This is a genomic window from Streptomyces sp. CBMA156, from assembly GCF_014596515.1.
Taxonomy (GTDB): Bacteria; Actinomycetota; Actinomycetes; order Streptomycetales; family Streptomycetaceae; genus Kitasatospora.
This window is the reverse complement of record NZ_MSJQ01000426.1, coordinates 46138-63012: the sequence shown is the minus strand read 5'-3', so window position 1 is coordinate 63012 and position 16875 is coordinate 46138. Positions and strand designations below refer to the sequence as shown.

The window sequence follows — 16875 nt, the reverse complement described above, 5'->3', positions numbered from 1 at the left end:
CTCACCCTTGGAGTGGTTCGAGATGACGGTTGTGCATGAGGCGCAGGTCGACGGTGGGGCCCCCGAGGTCCCGGCCGACGCCCGCGGACGGGTCGCCGAGCTGCACGAGCTGCGCGAGAAGGTGCGCCGCGGCCCCAGCGACAAGGCCACCGAGGCCCAGCACGCCAAGGGCAAGCTGACCGCCCGCGAGCGCATCGAGCTGCTGCTGGACGAGGGCTCCTTCCGCGAGGTCGAGCCGCTGCGCCGGCACCGCGCCCAGGGCTTCGGCCTGGAGGCCAAGAAGCCGCACACCGACGGCGTGATCGTCGGCTGGGGCACGGTCCACGGCCGCACCGTCTTCACCTACGCGCACGACTTCCGGATCTTCGGCGGCGCGCTGGGCGAGGCCCACGCGCAGAAGATCCACAAGATCATGGACATGGCCATCGCGGCCGGTGCCCCGCTGGTGTCGCTGAACGACGGCGCCGGCGCCCGCATCCAGGAGGGCGTCACCGCCCTGGCCGGCTACGGCGGCATCTTCCAGCGCAACACCAAGGCCTCCGGCGTCATCCCGCAGATCTCGGTGATGCTCGGCCCGTGCGCCGGCGGCGCCGCGTACTCCCCCGCGCTGACCGACTTCGTCTTCATGGTCCGCGAGACCTCGCAGATGTTCATCACCGGCCCCGACGTCGTCCAGGCGGTCACCGGCGAGAAGATCACCCAGAACGGCCTCGGCGGCGCGGACGTGCACGCCGGCGTCTCCGGTGTCTCCCACTTCGTCTACGACGACGAGCAGTCCTGCATCGAGGAGGTCCGCTACCTCCTGTCGCTGCTGCCGCAGAACAACCGCGAGATGCCGCCGTCCGTGATGACGGACGACCCGGTCGAGCGCCGCAACGACAGCCTGCTGGACCTGGTGCCCGCCGACGGCAACCGCCCGTACGACATGCGCAAGGTGATCGAGGAGGTCGTCGACCACGGCGAGTTCCTGGAGGTCCACGAGCGCTGGGCCACCAACGTGCTGTGCGTGCTCGCCCGGGTCGACGGCCACGTCACCGGCATCATCGCCAACCAGCCGCAGTCGCTGGCCGGCGTGCTGGACATCAACGCGAGCGAGAAGGCCGCCCGCTTCGTCCAGATGTGCGACGCCTTCAACATCCCGCTGGTCACCCTGCTCGACGTCCCCGGCTTCCTGCCCGGCGTCGACCAGGAGCACGGCGGCATCATCCGGCACGGCGCCAAGCTGCTGTACGCGTACTGCAACGCCACCGTGCCGCGCATCTCGCTGATCCTGCGCAAGGCCTACGGCGGCGCCTACATCGTGATGGACTCCCGCTCGATCGGCGCGGACCTGTCCTACGCCTGGCCGACCAACGAGATCGCCGTGATGGGCGCCGAGGGCGCGGCCAACGTCATCTTCCGGCGCGAGATCAACGCCGCCGAGGACCCGGACGCCATGCGCGCCCAGAAGATCAAGGAATACAAGAACGAGCTGATGCACCCGTACTACGCGGCCGAGCGCGGCCTCGTGGACGACGTCATCGACCCGGCCGAGACCCGCCAGGTGATCGCTTCCGCCCTGGCCATGCTCCGCACCAAGCACGCGGACCTGCCCAGCCGCAAGCACGGCAACCCGCCGATGTAACGCCCGCTCCACCGCAGCAGTCCACCGGGGCACCCGCCCCAGACCACAGCAACCCGGGGGAGAAACCAGGACATGACCGCTTCCGCCGAACCCCTCGTCCGCATCGTCCGCGGCAGTCTCACCGACGAGGAACTCGCCGCCCTGACCGCCGTCCTCGCCGCGCGCGCCGCCGCGCAGCAGGCCGCCGCCGCCGCTCCCGTCGAGCCGATCGCCAGCTGGCAGCGCCTGGAGCGCCGCCCGGCGTACTACTCGCCGGTCAGCTGGCAGCAGGCCGCCTGACGGCCCACGGCCCGGGCCTCCGGCCGGTCACCCCGTTCGGGTGACCGGCCGTCGTGCGTTCCTCCCGGGACCGCGCGGGCCCGGGCGCTCCCACCTGCCCGACCGAGGCCGGAAGGGCCCGCGAAAGGCTCGGTAGGATACCTGCTGGACGGTATGCGTCCGCCGCCCCGTCCGCCCCCACAGGACCGGCCGCTGCCGAGTACCAGAACTTTCCAGGGAGGCTGCGATGGCCAGGCAGGCACGCGCGCTGGCGACCCGCCAGGCGGTACTCGTCGCGGCGGCCGAGGTGTTCGACGAGCGGGGCTACGCCGCCGCCACGATGTCCGGGATCCTGGACCGCGCCGGCGTCACCAAGGGCGCGCTGTACTTCCACTTCCACTCCAAGGAGGAGCTGGCCCTCGCCGTCATCGAGGGGCAGGGCGCCTTCATCTCCGGCTGGGAACCGACCTCGGACAGTCCGGTGCAGAACCTGATCGACCTCGGGTACGCCTTCGCCCGCGCGCTCCGGACCGACCCGCTGGTGCGCGGCAGCATCCGGCTGACGATCGAGCACGGCAGCTTCACCCAGCCGCAGCTCGCGGCCTACCAGGGGTGGATGGACACGGTCCGGGTCCTGCTGGAGCGGGCCAGGGAGGCGGGGGACCTCCACCCGGGGATCGACCTGACCGCGGCCTCCGGGGTGATCACCGGCGCGGTCACCGGCATCCAGCTGAGCTCCCAGGTGCTGGCCGACCGGCAGGACCTGATCCAGCGGCTGTCCGACCTGTGGACGCTGCTGCTGCCCGGCCTGGTCCAGCCGCACGCGCTCGCCCGGCTGAGCGTCGGCGAGCGGGCCTGAGGCACCTCGGCGGGCGAGCCTGAGGCACCGGGCGGGCCCGCGGCGCCGGGCGGCCCCCGTCGGCCGGCTCCGGTCAGACCCGGTAGCCGCCCCGGTGCTCGGCCGCCACCAGGGCCGGCAGCGCGGCCGTCCAGAGCCGGCTCACGGCCTCGGGCCCCGGCCGGTCCGTCTCCTCGCCCGCCAGCAGCACCTGGCCGGCCGCCGCCGCGGTGAGCAGTTCGGCGGCGGCCCGCCGGTCCACCCCGGCGCACAGCTCACCGGCCTCGGCGGCGCGGTCCAGCAGGCGGTGGACGACGGCGGTGAGACTGCGCCAGGCGACGTCCGGGCCCACCGGGCCCGGCGCACCGTCCCGGCGCGGTGGGCCCGGACGGCCGAGCCGGATGCCGGCCCGCACCACCACGTCCTCGCGCAGCATCCCGGCCAGTTCGTGCGAGAAGTCGATCAGGCCCTGGAGCGCCGGGCCCTCGGCCCGCAGGGCGCGCAGCGCGGCCGAGCCGACCTCCCGCCCGGCGGCGCAGCGCACCCCGTCGGCGAGGGCCTGCTTGGACACGAAGTGGAAGTAGAGGGCCCCCTTGCTCACCCCGGCCCGGCGGCTGATGTCGACCAGGCTGGCGGCCTCGAAGCCCACCCGCGCGAAGGTCTCCGCGGCGGCGAGCAGTACGGCCCGCCGGGTCCGCCCAGCCCGTTCCTGCTTGACCACTGGCCCCCTCCGGACTCGGCCGGGCGCGATCCCCGCCCCACCCGGCTGCTGTCGGCGCGGCCCCTTCGGGGAGCGGCGCTCGCATGCGGAGCGTACCGTCCGAAACCGCATGGTTGGTATCTAATCTAGCGCTTGCTCCGCCCCCGTCGTCCAGCGGGAACAGCCCTCCCCCCATGGCCTGAGCCACCCCGAACAGGCATTCCCCCAGTCCACGGGGCAGGTAGCGTGATCGGGCCGGTACGGTCGGCCGGGGCACCCCCAGTCGCCAAAGACAAACCGGGTGGTATGTATGTTTTGCTCGGACGGCCGCGGCGGCCGCTCCGACCGACACCCTGAATCGGGGGCCAGTCATGCCATCGATCGTAGAGCCGGACCCGCACGGCCCGTACCCCCACCCCGGCCCGGGCGACGCCGACGGTCCCGGCTTCCACGACGGCCCCGTGACCGGCTACGACTTCCACGACCGGACCGTCTCCCGGCACCTGGTGCACCGCGCCTCGGTGTCCGAGGTCTTCCTCACCGGCTGGCAGGCCACCGGCCCGTACGACTTCCTGCTCGGCGCCCAGTGGCCCCGGCTGCACGGCTTCTACCGGCTGCCCGGCGACCGCTACCACGACCCGGTGCTGCTGGCGGAGACGATCCGGCAGGCCGGGCTGCTGATCGGCCACGCCGGGTTCGGGGTGCCGCGCGGCCACCAGTTCGTCATGGAGGACCTCTCCTACGCGCTCGGCGAGCCCGGACTGCCCGGCCTGGCCGTCACACCCGGCCCCGTCTCGCTGATGCTCGGCGTCGGCTGCGAGGACGTCCGGATGCGGCACGGCGGGCTGGTCTCGCTGCGGGTGCGCATCGAGGTCACCAGGGAGGGCCGGCCGATCGGCCACGGCACCGGCCAGCTGCGGGTCCTCTCCCCCGCCTCGTACGCCCGGCTGCGCGGCCCCGCGCGGCGCGTCGTCCCGCCGCGGCCGCCGGCGCCCGCCGCGCCCGAGCTGGTCGGCCGCGTCCAGCCCGCGGACGTGGTGCTCAGCCCGACCCTGGCACCGGACACCTGGCTGCTGCGGGCCGACGTCACGCACCCGGTGCTGTTCGACCACGAGCTGGACCACGTGCCGGGAATGCTGGTGCTGGAGGCCGCCCGGCAGGCCGCCCAGCGGCTGTGCCACCCCGAGCCGGTGGTGCCGGTCGAGCTGGTGACCTCCTTCGGCCGCTACATCGAACTGGACCGGCCCTGCTTCGTCCGGGCGGCCACCGAGCCGGCCGCGACGGGCGGCCGTCCGGCCGTCCTGGTCCAGCTGCTCCAGGACGGCCGGACGGCGGCCGAGTGCCGGGTGCTCACCGAGCCGGTGCACGGACCGGCCGGGGAGCCGGGGGTGCCGGCCAGGCGGGACGCCTACGACGGCCGCCCCGCCACGCCCGGCCTCGGCGGCACCCGGCTGCCGCTGGCGAGCTGACGGCCGCGCTCAGGCGGCCATCAGCGCGGACGGCCGGCCCGCGTGCATCACGCTCAGGTTGGTCGCCAGCCGGACCGGGTCCTGGGCCAGCCAGAGCCGCAGCGCCGCGCCCAGGGCGGCGCTCGCCGACTCGACCCGGACGTCGGTGATCTGCGCGATCCTGGCCGCGCCGGGCACCAGCAGGTCGGCCAGCGGGGTCGGCAGCCAGACCGTCAGGGCGCAGGGCGCGGGCACCGCCAGCGCCCCCAGCAGCCGGTAGGCGTCTCCCGGCGCGCTGAGCGTGGGGATGATGTCCAGCAGCGCGTCGGACACCACCTCGGACACGTCGCTCCGGTGTCCCTGGGCGAGCCTGCGGAGCAGCATGCGCTCGGCGGCGGTGATTCGGACGGTCAGCATGACCTCGTCGCACTCCATCGCGCGATTTCCTCCTCGAATCCCTCTCGCACCGGCCGGCGGCCGGCGCGCACTACCCCTGTCTGCACCTCGGCCCGGCTACCTGTGGGAGAGCCGGGCCGGTGGGTGATCGTGTGCCCCGGTCAGATCCCCGCGTAGGAGTGCTTTCCGGTGACGAAGATGTTCACGCCGTAGTAGTTGAAGAGCCAGCAGGCGAACGCCGCCAGCGCCAGGTACGCGGCCTTGCGGCCCTTCCAGCCGGCCGTCGCCCGGGCGTGCAGGTAGCAGGCGTAGGCGACCCAGGTGATGAACGACCAGGTCTCCTTCGGGTCCCACTCCCAGTACTTGCCCCAGGCCGCCTCGGCCCAGATCGCGCCCGCGATGATGGTGAAGGTCCACAGCGGGAAGACCAGGGCGTTGATCCGGTAGGACAGCTTGTCGAAGGTGGACGCGGCGGGCAGCCGGTTGCACACCGAGACCCGGACGCGGGCCAGCAGGATCCGCGTCCGCGAGTACGTCCGCCCGTCGTGCGACCGCGCCGCGCCCGGCTGCAGGAAGTCGTACTTCCCGGCCTCGACCCGGGTGTGGTACGAGTCCTGCCACAGGTACAGCAGCGTGGCGATGAACGCCGCGTAGAAGGCACCGCCGCAGAAGATCGCGGTGGACACGTGGATCGCCAGCCACGGCGAGTGCAGCGCCGGGACGAGCTGCTCGGAGTCGGTGTACAGCACCGTGGTGGCGATGCCGAGGGTCAGCAGCACCGCGAGGACGACCGGCAGGCCGAGCCAGCGGACCTTCTTCTTCGCGGCCAGCAGCACCAGGTACGCGGCCGTCATCGCGAAGGCGAAGGCGCAGGAGAACTCGTACATGTTGCCCCACGGCCAGCGGGACACCGACAGGCCGCGGGTGACGATCCCGCCCACGTGCAGCAGGGCCGCGAGCACGGTGAGCGAGATGGCGATCCGGCCGGCCAGGTCGGCCTTCTCGTTGGTGCCGGCCGCGCCCGGGCCGTCCTCCTCGTCCGCCGCGCGCCCGCTGGTGACCACCGTCGCGCCCTCGCCCGCGATCGCGGTGCGGGTGAGCGTGGTGGTGCCGCCGCCGGCGCCGGCCACCGTGACGGTGACCTTCTTCGCGCCCTTCGGCGCCGCTGCCGCGACGGTCTCGCCGAGGCTGCCCGCCTGCTCCTTCGAGCGGACGGCGACGGCGCCCTTGCTGCCGAAGGTCCACTCGATCATGTGGGCGAACATGGCGAGCGTGTAGACCACCATCGCCGAATAGATCAGGTTGTTGGAGAGGTCGGCCAGCTGTGGGTCGACCGCCGAGGCGAGTTGCACCGTCTACTCCTTGGAGTTCTGGTCGGCAGGGACTGCGGGGGCTGAGGCCTCGGCCTCGGGGTCGTCGGGCACTGCGTCGGGCTCGGGCGCGGCGGCCGGTCGCCCGGCGCCGTCCTCATCGTCCTCGTCGACCCCGTCGGAGGCCGGGGCGTCGTCCCCGTCGGAGGCCGGGGCGTCGTCCTCCTCGGAGGCCGGGGCGTCGTCCTGGAGGTCCACCGCGAGTTCCGCCAGCTCCTCGGCGATCTTCGCCGACTCGCTGCGGGCCAGCCCGGCCAGCTCCACCTGGGTGCCGCCGCCCGGCAGGGCGACCGCCCGCACCCAGATCCGGCGGCGCTGGATGAACAGCGAGCCGATCAGGCCGAGGATCGCCAGCACGCCGCCGGCCAGGGCGATCTCGTTGCCCGGGCGGTGCGTGATGTTGAAGCTGGCCCACTGCTTGTAGCCCTCGAAGGTGACGGAGCCGTAGCCGTCGGGGAGGGTCCAGCCCTGGCCCGGCTTGAGCCTGGCCTTGGCCGGCTGGCCGTCCTGGGTCAGCTGGGTGAGCTTGCGGGTGTTGAGCTGGTAGACGTTCTGCGGCAGGCCGGAGTCGGTGCCCAGGTCGCCCGCGAAGGCGTTCAGCACCAGCTCGGGGGCGGCGGCACCGGGGAACAGCGAGACCGGTCCGGTGCCCTCGAAGCTCAGCGGGGCGGTCGGCAGGAAGAAGCCGGAGAAGCCCATCTGGGTCTTGTTGCCGTCCGGACCGACGCCGTAGTCGGAGGCCTTCACGACGCCGGTGGAGGTCAGGTTGCCGTCCTGCGGCAGGAACGGGACGGCGCCCTGGTAGACGACGTCGCCCTTGCCGTTCTTGAGGGTGATCACCGGGGCGTAGCCGTGGCCGATCAGGTAGACCTTGCTGCCGCCGATCTCCAGCGGGTGGTTGACCTCGATCGTCGACTGCTTGAGCTTCGACTGGTCGCTGCCCTCGTAGTACTCGACGTTCGCGGTGAACTGCCGGGCGGCACCGATCTGGTCGCCCTTGGTCTGGAACTCCGAGGTGAAGCCGTTCAGCTTCAGGTAGAAGGGGTCCAGGTCCTGACTGCCGTAGAACCGGGTGCCGGTGAAGTCGTCGAGCTGGGTGATGGTGTTGGAGTAGCCCTCGCCCTCGACCATCAGCTTGCCGCCGGTGCCGGCGGCCAGGCTGGACCAGGCGAAGCCGCCGAGCAGCGCGAACAGCGACAGGTGGAAGAGCAGGTTGCCGACCTCGCGCAGGTAGCCCTTCTCGGCGGCCACCGCGCCGCCGGACAGGTGGGCGCGGAAGCCGCGCTTGCTCAGCAGCCGGTGCGCGGCGGCGTTCACCGTCCCGGCGTCCGCCGTGGTGCGCCAGGCCGCGTGCACCGGCATCCGGGTCAGGTTGCGCGGCGCGGCCGGCGGCTGGGAGCGCAGCACGCCGACGAACTGCCAGGTGCGCGGGACGATGCAGCCGGCCAGCGAGACGAACAGCAGGATGTAGATCGCGGAGAACCAGACCGAGCTGTAGACGTCGAACAGCTGGAGCTTCTCGTAGATCGGCGCGACCGTGGTGTGCTGCGCCTTCCAGGTCTGCACCTTGAACTGGTTCTGGCCGTTCTGCGGGATCAGCGAGCCCGGGATGGCGGCCAGCGACAGCAGGAACAGCAGGACCAGGGCGACCCGCATCGAGGTCAGCTGGCGCCACATCCAGCGCGCCCAGCCGAACGCCCCTATGCCGACCGGTCCCTCGGACTCGACCGGCGCGGTGCTGAGCCGTTCGGCGGCGGCGTCGTCCGGCGCCGGGGGCTGCTCGGTCTCGGTCGTGGTCTTGCTCACGGTCAGATTCCGATCTGGAAGTCGGCGGTCCAGGACTGCAACTGGCTCATCATCGAGTCCCAGATCCCGGTGACGAGCAGCAGACCGACCGCGACGAGCATGCCGCCGCCGATCCTCATGACGAGCGGGTAGTGCCGCTTGACCCAGCCGAAGGCGCCCAGCGCCCTGCGGAAGGCCACCGCGGCCAGGATGAACGGTACGCCGAGGCCCAGGCAGTAGAAGGTGGTCAGCAGCGCGCCGCGCTGGGCGTCGGCCTGGTTCAGGGCCAGGTTCTGCACGGCCGTCAGGGTCGGCCCCATGCAGGGCGTCCAGCCGACGCCGAACACCACTCCGAGCATCGGGGCGCCCAGCAGGCCGACGGCCGGGCGGCGGTGCGACCGGACCTCGCGCATGCTCAGCCCGGGCACCAGGCCCATGAACGCCAGGCCCATCACGATGGTGAGCGAACCCAGCACGATGCTGATGATCCGCTTGTAGTCCTGGAGCTCCTGGCCGAAGTAGCCGAACAGGGCTCCGGTGGAGACGAACACCGCGGTGAAACCGAGGATGAACAGCACCACGCCGAGCAGCATCCGGCCGCGCCGGGAGCCGCGGGCGTCCGCGAGGTCCGCGGCGGAGAAGCCGGTCACGTACGACAGGTAGCCGGGGACGAGCGGCAGCACGCACGGCGAGAAGAAGGACGCCAGCCCCGCCAGCAGCGCGACCGGAGCGGCGGCCAGCAGCGCGCCGCTCTGGACGGTCGAGGTGGTGTCGGCGAGCTGCTGCGGCAGACTCACTGCTTCTGCTCCGCGACCACCGGCTGGAGGATCGACTCCAGCGCGTCCTCGGTGGTGCCGCCGACGGCGCGGGCGGCGAGCTTGCCGTCGCGGTCGACGATCAGGGTGGTCGGGATGGACTGCGGGTTGAGGCTGCCCTTGGGGAACTTCAGGAGCTGGGTGCCGGCCGGGTCGAACAGGCTCGGGTACGTGACGCCCTGCTCCTGCTCGAAGCGGACGGCGTTCTGCTTCTCGGTGTCCCGGGTGTTGATGCCGAGGAACTGGACGCCCTGGTCCTTGTACTTCTCCGAGACGTTCTGGAGGCTCTTGGCCTCGGCCCGGCACGGACCGCACCAGGAGCCCCAGACGTTCAGCACGACGACCTTGCCCCGGTAGTCGGAGAGCTTGGCCGGGGTGCCCTCCAGCGTCTCCCCGGTGATGTCCGGCGCGTCCCCGCGCTTGCCGGCGTCCGCCTTCGACAGGTTGGTGCCCTTGACCGTGACGAAGCCGACCTGGCCCTCGCCGCTGCCCGACGAGCCCGCGGAGGAGCAACCGGTGAGGGCGAGCGCAGCGGCGGCGACGGTGGCGGCGGCTGCTGCGGCGACACGGGGACGGGGGCGCGTCATGGCAGACATGTGAAAAGTTTCGCATGGAGTTCCGGGCCGGTTCGCCGGGGTCCTCCCTTGCGCGTGGCACCCCTTCTGACCTGCGACGAAATCGGGTCACCCGGCAGATACCAGGTGACCCGAAGTCATACTTACCTACCGCTTACGCGGGGCTAGGCGCCGAAGCTCTTGCCCACCGGCTTGTCTCCCTTGCGGCCCTTGCCCACCAGGTGCGCGGGCAGCAGGTCGCGGGCCGGCTCGCGGTAGCCGACCGAGACGATCCTGTCGTCCTCGAAGGTGAAGCTGGTCAGCGAGGCCAGCGAGCACTGCCGGTTGCGCGGGTCGTGCCAGAGCCGGCGGCGCTCCACGAAGGAGCGGAGGATCCAGATCGGCAGCTGGTGGCTGACGCAGACCGCCTCGTGCCCGCGCGCGGCGTCCCTGGCGGCGCCGAGCGCACCCATCATCCGCACCACCTGGTCGAGGTACGGCTCGCCCCAGGAGGGCTTGAACGGGTTGGTGAGGTACTTCCAGTAACCCGGGTTCCGCAGCGAACCGTCGCCGACGCCGAAGGTCTTGCCCTCGAAGACGTTCTCCGCCTCGATCAGCCGCCCGTCCACCGCGACCTCCAGGCCGTGTGCCCCGGCGATCGGCGCGGCGGTCTCCTGGGCCCGCTCCAGCGGGGAGGCCACCACGTGGGTGACGTCCCGGTCGGCCAGGTCCTCACCGACCCGCTCGGCCATCTTCCGGCCCAGCTCGGACAGGTGGTAGTCCGGCAGCCGCCCGTACAGGACGCCCTCCGGGTTGTGCACCTCGCCGTGCCGCATCACGTGGACGACGGTGATCTCTTTGGCGCTCACTTCTCGACTACTCCTGGGACTCAGAGGGTTCAGGCCGTGGCGGCGGCAGCGGCGCGCGCGGCGGCCGGCAGCGCGGCGGCGATCCGCTCGATCGCCCGCTCGTCGTGGGCCGCCGAGACGAACCAGGACTCGAAGGCGGATGGCGGCAGGTAGACGCCCTCGGCCAGCATCGCGTGGAAGAAGGCGGTGAAACGGTACGCCTCCTGGGTCTTCGCCTCGTCGTAGTCGGTGACGGCGGCCTCGGTGAAGAACACCGAGAACATGTTCCCCGCGGTCTGGAGACGGTGCGCCACGCCCTCCTTGGCGAGCGCCTCGGTGACCAGGCCGGAGATCTCGGCGGCGACCCGGTCCACCGTCGCGTACACCTCGTCGGTGCAGCCGCGCAGCTGGGCCAGGCCGGCCGCGGTGGCGATCGGGTTCCCGGACAGGGTGCCCGCCTGGTAGACCGGGCCGGCCGGGGCCAGGTGCGCCATCACGTCGGCGCGGCCGCCGAAGGCCGCGGCCGGGAAGCCGCCGCCCATGACCTTGCCGAAGGTCAGCAGGTCCGGCGCCCAGCCCTCGTTCGCGGCCTCCAGGCCGTACCAGCCGGCCTTGGAGACGCGGAAGCCGGTCATCACCTCGTCGGAGATGAACAGCGCGCCGTTCTCCCGGCAGAGCCGGGCCAGGCCGCCGTTGAAGCCGGGCAGCGGCGGGACGACGCCCATGTTGCCGGGCGAGGCCTCGGTGATCACACAGGCGATCTCGCCCGGGTGGGCGGCGAACGCCCGCTCGACGGCGGCCAGGTCGTTGTACGGCAGCACGATGGTGTCGCCGGCCTGGGCGCCGGTGACGCCCGGGGTGTCCGGCAGGCCGAAGGTGGCCACGCCGGAACCGGCGGCGGCCAGCAGCGCGTCCACGTGACCGTGGTAGCAGCCGGCGAACTTGACCACCTTCGCGCGGCCGGTGAAGCCGCGGGCCAGCCGGATCGCGGACATCGTGGCCTCGGTGCCCGAGGAGACCAGGCGGACCTGCTCGACCGGGGCGACCCGGGCGACGATCTCCTCGGCCAGCTCGACCTCGCCTTGGCCGGGAGTGCCGAAGGAGGTGCCGTGGGAGACGGCCCGCCGGACGGCGTCGATCACCTCGGGGTGCGCGTGGCCGAGGATCATCGGACCCCACGAGCACACCAGGTCGACGTACTCGCGGCCGTCGGCGTCGGTGAGGTAGGGGCCGGTGCCGGACACCATGAAGCGCGGCGTGCCGCCGACCGCGCGGAAGGCGCGCACCGGGGAGTTGACGCCGCCGGGGGTCACCACGGAGGCGCGGTCGAACAGCGACTGGGACTGGGGGGCTTCGTAGGGATAGCTCACAAAAGACATGGTCTCAAATCGTGTCCTTGCGCTCTGCATGTCCGACCCGATCATCTGGAACGATGATCCGGGCACCGTTGTCTGTACGGTTGTCCGTACAGCAGGGGCCGCTGACTGCACCGGACCGGGGACCAGTCAGACTGTGTACACAGAGTGCGCAGGCGCTCCGGTCTGTGTGCAGGGGTGTGAAGAGGACTGCCGCGTACCGCGAGTGGGTACGGCGGCGCATGACGGGTAAGGAGCACGACCGGTGGGACGCCGGACGTGCGGGGGTCTGTCGATTCCGGCGAATTCCGGTGAGGATGGTCCGAGTGTCCGAGGCGCAGGACGGCTACGACGAGGCCGCGGGGGGCTCCCGCCGGCCCACCGAGGCCGCACGCGGGGGTACGGGAGCGGGTGCGGGAGCGGGTACGGGTCGAGGTCGTCGCGGCGGTGAGAGGCGGGGTGAGGGACGCGTGGGGGTGACGTACAAGTACTTCGGCGCCCCTGACCGCGCGACCGCCGCCAGAGTCCCCACCGCCCTGGGGCCCGGCGGACTCGGCCTGGACGCCGGCGAGCTGGGCTCGCTGGGGCGGCTCGGCGACCTGATGGAGACCAGCGGCTCCCCCACCGGCCACCTCTCCACCAAGATCAAACCGGAGACCATGAGCGCCATGGTGCTCACCGGCATCCAGGGGGTCCCGCTGCACCAGGTGCCGCCGCTGGAGCTGGTCGTGCTGCACCCCGACTACGCCGTCGTCCAGCTCCCCCACAACGTCGTCGAACCGCTGCGCAAGGCCGACGAGACCGAACTCGGCGCCGCCGCCTTCATCTGGTCCACCGTGCCGGACCGGCGCGGACCGCGGGACGCGTTCGTGATCTACAGCATGCTGCACGAGTGGCAGGACTTCGCCAACCGGCTGCACGAGGCCGGGCACCAGCTGTACTGCCTGGTCTGGCCGTGACCTGCGGGTTCGCCCACTTCTGATCACTCGTCAACAGGATCCGGGGCGGGCACCCGAAAGGTGCCGTCAGGCGGCCAAGGCACATCCAGGGCACACGGGCCCGGAAGTGCCCTGGCCGCGCTCCTGCCCGGCCACGCCGAGGAGGAAGTCGTCGGTGGCCGAGCGGGCACGACCCTCGCTGCTCGGCATGAGGTGAGTGTAGGTCCGGAGCGTGAAGCCGGGATCCGAGTGGCCGAGGTAGACCGCAAGGGCCTTGATGCTGGTACCGCCTTCGAGCTGGGCCGAGGCGTACGTGTGGCGGAGAGCGTGCATGCCGTCGTCGGGCGCCGCCTCGAAGTACTGCGAGCCGCTCGTGCGGGGCGGGATGACACCGGCGTGCACCAGGGCGCGCTTCCAGAGGCCCTGGTTGAAGACGCTCCGGTTGTACGGCTTCCCCTTGGCGTCCACAAAGAGGAGCTTGAGGGTCTTCGGCTTGCCGTCGGGCTTGTGCCACGGCAGCGTCGCGGGCGTCGGCTTGAACACCGCGAAGTGGGCCCGAAGAGCCTTGGCCGTGGCCGGCGACAGCGGCACGGAGCGGATCTTGTCACCCTTCGGCAGCGCGAACACCATCTTCGAGCCGACGAAGCGGATCTGCTGGTTCACGTGCAACCAGCCTCCCTCGAAGTCGATGTCATCCTCCGTCAGCGCGAAGATCTCGCCCTGACGGAGGCCGCAGCCGACACCCACCGCGCCGCCGGCGCGGAAGCTCTCGGGGAGTCCCTCCAGGACCGCCAGCACCCGCTCACGGGTCCACGGCACGACGGGCTTCGGCGGGACCTTTGGCCACGACACGGAGGACGCCTTGCACGGGTTGCGCCTCAGGATGCCGGAGTCGACGGCGGCATCGAAGATGCTGCTGAGCACGTCGCCGATGCCACCGATCGTGGAAGCCGCCAGCGGGACCTCCAGCAGCTCCTTGATCCATGCACGAACCGGCTCGGGATCGTTGAACACCCGCATCTCACGGTGGCCGAGGCGCCCGACGATGTGGTTCCGCACCACGCACTCGTAGCGGACCTCCGTCGTCGGGCCCGCAGTGTTGTTCTTGAACCACTTCGTGGCGTACGCGCCGAGGGTGATCCTGGTCGCCGCAGGGTCGATGTACGTGCCGTCGTCCAAGGCTGCCTTGAGCTCGGCGACGCGGCTGTCGGCCTTGGTCTTGAGCTCGAAGTCCTCCTTCTTCTGATTCCCCTGGGGGTCGCGGTAGCGGACCTGCCAGCGCTTGCCCTTGCCGTGCTCGGCGGTGGGGTACTTGCCCTTGTGCTCGCGGCAGGGCTTGTCGGTCGGGCGGGGATAGGTCTTGTGCCAGGTGTCGTAGACGGTCGCCATTCGGCTCCTTCGCGCTGGGGCATGAGGGGGCACGGCCTGTGGCCGGCGGTGAGGTGGAAGTGGTGGCGCGGACGGCGGCGCCGGTGAACCGCGAATGCGGAACGCTCGCGGAAGCGCCCCTCGGGGCGGGTGTTGGATGTTTATCGACCGCGACCGGTTTGTCAAATGAGAGATTCCCAAAGAGGCACTTCAGTGCCAATTCGTGCTCGATAGCGCCGGATAGTCCCGAGCCCACTGGCGCCCATGCGCGCTCACCGCCGCTCAAGGGCGATCACAACGTCCAATCGCGGACGCGATGCATCCTGACCTGGCTAGTTGCCTGAGCATGGCCACCCCGACAGGGCGATCAAGATCTTTTGGTGGATTTTCCCGAACTCCTTGCACGCGAGATATTGCGGGCCCTACGTTCGTTATCGACGCCCGGCGAGGTCGCGACGCTTCACCTCGCTCCGGGCGGGCCCGCCGACCGACCCTGAGCCGTTTTAGGTTCCGAGCCGGGTTGTGTGGAGACTTCTCTCCCCAGCGCAGAACGACCCCTTTTCCAAGGGCCCTTCGGCGCGCCCGCACTCCCTTGCCCCCTGCCCACTGGAGACCTCTTGCCCACGACCTTCCGTGCCACCACCCCCGATCGCCGCCCACTGGCCACCGCGGAGGAGCTCGCCGCGTACCTCGGCGTCCCGCTCGGGACCGTGTACGCGTGGCGACACCGCGGCCAGGGCCCCGTGGCGATCAAGGTCGGCCGGCACCTGCGCTACCGCTGGGCGGAGGTGGAAGCCTGGCTGGACGGCCAGAGCGCCGACCAGACCGCCTGACCAGCCGCCCCTCACCCCCTTCCCGTTTCCGCCCTCTACCGCCGGCGCCCGGCGCCCCCTCCGCGTGCCGCGATCTGGAGTCCCACCATCACCTCTCTGTCCCACCCTCTCGACGCCGACGCCGCTATGGAGACGCTGACCGCAGACGGCTCCCCGACCGACCCCCTTCGGACCATCGACGCGCCCCCGGACACGTCCGATTCGCCGGGCGCCGCTCTGCTGGCCGAGCTGCGTGATCACATCCGCCGGTACGCGGTCCTGCCGTCCCCGGAGGCGCTGGACGCAGTCACGCTGTGGGTCGCCGCGACGCACCTGCAGGCGGTGTGGCACCACGCGCCGCGTCTGGCGATCGTGGCTCCGGCCCGCCGGTGCGGAAAGTCCCGCCTGCTCGACATCCTGGTCGAGACCGTCCACGACCCGCTGATCACGGTCAACACCAGCGCGGCGGCGATCTACCGCTCGATCAGCGACCGGCCCAGGACCCTGCTGGTCGACGAGGTCGACACCATCTTCGGCAACCCCCGCACGGCCGAGATGAACGAGGGCCTGCGCGGCCTGCTGAACGCCGGCCACCAGCGCAACCGGCCCGTCACCCGGTCGGTCGGCAACGACCACCAGGCCCGCGAGTTCGACACCTTCGCTATGGCCGCCCTCGCCGGGATCGGCGACCTGCCCGACACGATCATGGACCGATCGGTCGTGATCCGCATGCGCCGCCGTGCCGACGGCGAGGTCGTCGCCCCGCTGCGGGACCGCCGCGACGGCGTCCTGCTCCGGGAAACCCGCGCCAAACTCGCCCTCTGGGCTTCCCTCGTGCGGGAGAAGGCCGAAGCCCTGCACCCGGACATGCCAGTCGAGGACCGCGCCGCCGACACCTGGGAACCCCTGGTGGCCGTCGCCGACCTCGCCGGCGGCTCATGGCCGGACCGCGCCCGCCTGGCGTGCGTCCACATGGTCGCGGCCGAGGAGGAGATCGAGGAGGACAGCTGCGGCGGCGCGCGAATCCTCGCCGACATCCGCCGGATCTTCTTCACCCACGGCGACACGGACACCCTGCCCACCACGGCGATCCTCGCGACACTCAACGACGACCCCGAGGCGCCGTGGGCCGAGCACGGACGCGGCGGCCTCACAGCCCGCGCGCTGGCCGGGCTGCTCAAGGACTACTGCATCTCTTCGGCCAACATCCGCCTGCCCGACGGCACCCAGCGCAAGGGCTACACCTTTAACAAGTTCGCCGACTCCTGGCGCCGCTACTGCCCCAAGGTCCACCCGCTCCCCCAGCGCGCCCTGGCCGGCTGACCCCGACCCCCGGGTGCGGTATATGCCGTCACCGACGTCGCATCCGCTCTCCCGCACGCCCGCCACCGGGACGGCAGCCTTCCGAGAGCCGTCCGCAGGGCCTGCCCGACCACAAGGCGGCCGGCCGGACCGATCCGGCTGTACCGGACCAAGACGGTAGCGGGACGGAGCGACCATCCGCACCGGCCAGTCGTGGCAACGGACTTCAGCACACGAGACGGATGAAACGGACCGCGGCACTCAACCCAAACGGACCGGACGGTCCGCCACCCGCAGGCTTGCGGACCGCCCGGACCGGACCGGTGTCCGAGGCTTGCGGACTTGGACCGGTCCGGTGTCCGGCGGCCTGTCTGAACGCACGGTCCGGAAGCTGCCGGACCGTCTCCCGCGCAGACCAGGCCATCGGACCGTCCGGACCATCCCACCGCCCTGCGCGGACCGGC

At 71.7% G+C, this 16875-nt stretch carries 16 protein-coding genes; 7 read left to right on the top strand and 9 right to left on the bottom strand.

Going from position 1 to position 16875, the window contains the following annotated elements:
* Positions 1–22: 22 nt before the first annotated feature.
* The 3 genes from BU198_RS38060 (at position 23) to BU198_RS38050 (ending at position 2741) form a co-directional block, all read left to right on the top strand.
* Positions 23–1624, top strand: a complete 1602-nt coding sequence (locus tag BU198_RS38060; RefSeq protein ID WP_188301341.1) for an acyl-CoA carboxylase subunit beta — start codon at positions 23–25, stop codon at positions 1622–1624.
* Between the two features lie 72 nt (positions 1625–1696).
* Entirely contained in the window at positions 1697–1903 is a 207-nt protein-coding gene (locus BU198_RS38055) for an acyl-CoA carboxylase epsilon subunit (protein ID WP_188301340.1), read from the top strand.
* Positions 1904–2129: 226 nt separating this feature from the next.
* Complete coding sequence (locus BU198_RS38050) at positions 2130–2741, top strand: ScbR family autoregulator-binding transcription factor (protein WP_188301339.1); 612 nt, start codon at positions 2130–2132, stop codon at positions 2739–2741.
* Positions 2742–2814: 73 nt separating this feature from the next.
* Here BU198_RS38050 and BU198_RS43065 read toward each other — a convergent pair whose 3' ends face one another.
* Positions 2815–3441 carry a ScbR family autoregulator-binding transcription factor gene (locus BU198_RS43065; protein ID WP_317620496.1) on the bottom strand — a complete coding sequence of 209 codons (627 nt, stop codon included), beginning with the start codon at positions 3439–3441 and terminating at the stop codon, positions 2815–2817.
* A gap of 350 nt (positions 3442–3791) precedes the next feature.
* Here BU198_RS43065 and BU198_RS38040 point away from each other — a divergent pair, with 350 nt between their 5' ends.
* A complete protein-coding gene (locus BU198_RS38040) occupies positions 3792–4889 on the top strand; it encodes a ScbA/BarX family gamma-butyrolactone biosynthesis protein (protein WP_188301338.1) in 1098 nt (365 codons plus the stop codon).
* 9 nt (positions 4890–4898) lie between these two features.
* Here the strand turns inward: BU198_RS38040 and BU198_RS38035 are convergent, their stop codons facing one another.
* From BU198_RS38035 to hemL, 7 genes are all read right to left on the bottom strand, one after another.
* Positions 4899–5285 carry a hypothetical protein gene (locus BU198_RS38035; protein ID WP_188301337.1) on the bottom strand — a complete coding sequence of 129 codons (387 nt, stop codon included), beginning with the start codon at positions 5283–5285 and terminating at the stop codon, positions 4899–4901.
* 140 nt (positions 5286–5425) lie between these two features.
* Positions 5426–6616, bottom strand: coding sequence for a c-type cytochrome biogenesis protein CcsB (gene ccsB, locus BU198_RS38030; protein ID WP_188301336.1), 1191 nt, complete (start codon positions 6614–6616; stop codon positions 5426–5428).
* A gap of 3 nt (positions 6617–6619) precedes the next feature.
* Positions 6620–8440, bottom strand: a complete 1821-nt coding sequence (locus tag BU198_RS38025) for a cytochrome c biogenesis protein ResB (RefSeq protein WP_317620495.1) — start codon at positions 8438–8440, stop codon at positions 6620–6622.
* 2 nt (positions 8441–8442) lie between these two features.
* The gene (locus tag BU198_RS38020) at positions 8443–9216 is read right to left on the bottom strand and encodes a cytochrome c biogenesis CcdA family protein (protein ID WP_317620494.1); all 774 of its coding nucleotides are present in this window, start codon (positions 9214–9216) and stop codon (positions 8443–8445) included.
* The gene (locus BU198_RS38015) at positions 9213–9830 is read right to left on the bottom strand and encodes a TlpA family protein disulfide reductase (RefSeq protein ID WP_188301335.1); all 618 of its coding nucleotides are present in this window, start codon (positions 9828–9830) and stop codon (positions 9213–9215) included. Before BU198_RS38015 ends, BU198_RS38020 begins: the two co-directional genes overlap by 4 nt.
* 143 nt (positions 9831–9973) lie before the next feature.
* On the bottom strand, positions 9974–10624 hold the full coding sequence (locus BU198_RS38010) for a histidine phosphatase family protein (protein WP_188301360.1): 651 nt from the start codon (positions 10622–10624) through the stop codon (positions 9974–9976).
* A gap of 62 nt (positions 10625–10686) precedes the next feature.
* Entirely contained in the window at positions 10687–12015 is a 1329-nt protein-coding gene (hemL, locus tag BU198_RS38005; RefSeq protein WP_188301334.1) for a glutamate-1-semialdehyde 2,1-aminomutase, read from the bottom strand.
* A 452-nt stretch (positions 12016–12467) separates the two neighbouring features.
* Between hemL and BU198_RS38000 the strand changes: the two genes are divergently transcribed.
* Complete coding sequence (locus tag BU198_RS38000) at positions 12468–12950, top strand: hypothetical protein (RefSeq protein WP_078589103.1); 483 nt, start codon at positions 12468–12470, stop codon at positions 12948–12950.
* A gap of 66 nt (positions 12951–13016) precedes the next feature.
* Here BU198_RS38000 and BU198_RS37995 read toward each other — a convergent pair whose 3' ends face one another.
* Positions 13017–14318 (bottom strand): tyrosine-type recombinase/integrase, encoded by a 1302-nt coding sequence (locus BU198_RS37995; RefSeq protein ID WP_188301333.1) that lies wholly within the window; start codon positions 14316–14318, stop codon positions 13017–13019.
* Positions 14319–14914: 596 nt separating this feature from the next.
* Here BU198_RS37995 and BU198_RS37990 point away from each other — a divergent pair.
* Together BU198_RS37990 and BU198_RS37985 are read left to right on the top strand one after the other, a co-directional pair.
* Entirely contained in the window at positions 14915–15130 is a 216-nt protein-coding gene (locus BU198_RS37990) for a helix-turn-helix transcriptional regulator (RefSeq protein WP_223245494.1), read from the top strand.
* A gap of 126 nt (positions 15131–15256) precedes the next feature.
* A complete protein-coding gene (locus tag BU198_RS37985; protein ID WP_188301332.1) occupies positions 15257–16432 on the top strand; it encodes a DUF3631 domain-containing protein in 1176 nt (391 codons plus the stop codon).
* Positions 16433–16875 lie beyond the last annotated feature (443 nt).

What these genes read in the sequence shown, in the direction of transcription:
- BU198_RS38060 (WP_188301341.1), top strand. Translation starts at nt 23, where the DNA reads ATGACGGTTGTGCATGAGGCGCAGGTCGACGGTGGGGCCCCCGAGGTC.
- BU198_RS38055 (WP_188301340.1), top strand. Translation starts at nt 1,697, where the DNA reads ATGACCGCTTCCGCCGAACCCCTCGTCCGCATCGTCCGCGGCAGTCTC.
- BU198_RS38050 (WP_188301339.1), top strand. Translation starts at nt 2,130, where the DNA reads ATGGCCAGGCAGGCACGCGCGCTGGCGACCCGCCAGGCGGTACTCGTC.
- BU198_RS38040 (WP_188301338.1), top strand. Translation starts at nt 3,792, where the DNA reads ATGCCATCGATCGTAGAGCCGGACCCGCACGGCCCGTACCCCCACCCC.
- BU198_RS38035 (WP_188301337.1), bottom strand. Translation starts at nt 5,285, where the DNA reads ATGCTGACCGTCCGAATCACCGCCGCCGAGCGCATGCTGCTCCGCAGG.
- BU198_RS38015 (WP_188301335.1), bottom strand. Translation starts at nt 9,830, where the DNA reads ATGTCTGCCATGACGCGCCCCCGTCCCCGTGTCGCCGCAGCAGCCGCC.
- BU198_RS38010 (WP_188301360.1), bottom strand. Translation starts at nt 10,624, where the DNA reads ATGCGGCACGGCGAGGTGCACAACCCGGAGGGCGTCCTGTACGGGCGG.
- hemL (WP_188301334.1), bottom strand. Translation starts at nt 12,015, where the DNA reads ATGTCTTTTGTGAGCTATCCCTACGAAGCCCCCCAGTCCCAGTCGCTG.
- BU198_RS37995 (WP_188301333.1), bottom strand. Translation starts at nt 14,318, where the DNA reads ATGGCGACCGTCTACGACACCTGGCACAAGACCTATCCCCGCCCGACC.
- BU198_RS37985 (WP_188301332.1), top strand. Translation starts at nt 15,257, where the DNA reads ATGGAGACGCTGACCGCAGACGGCTCCCCGACCGACCCCCTTCGGACC.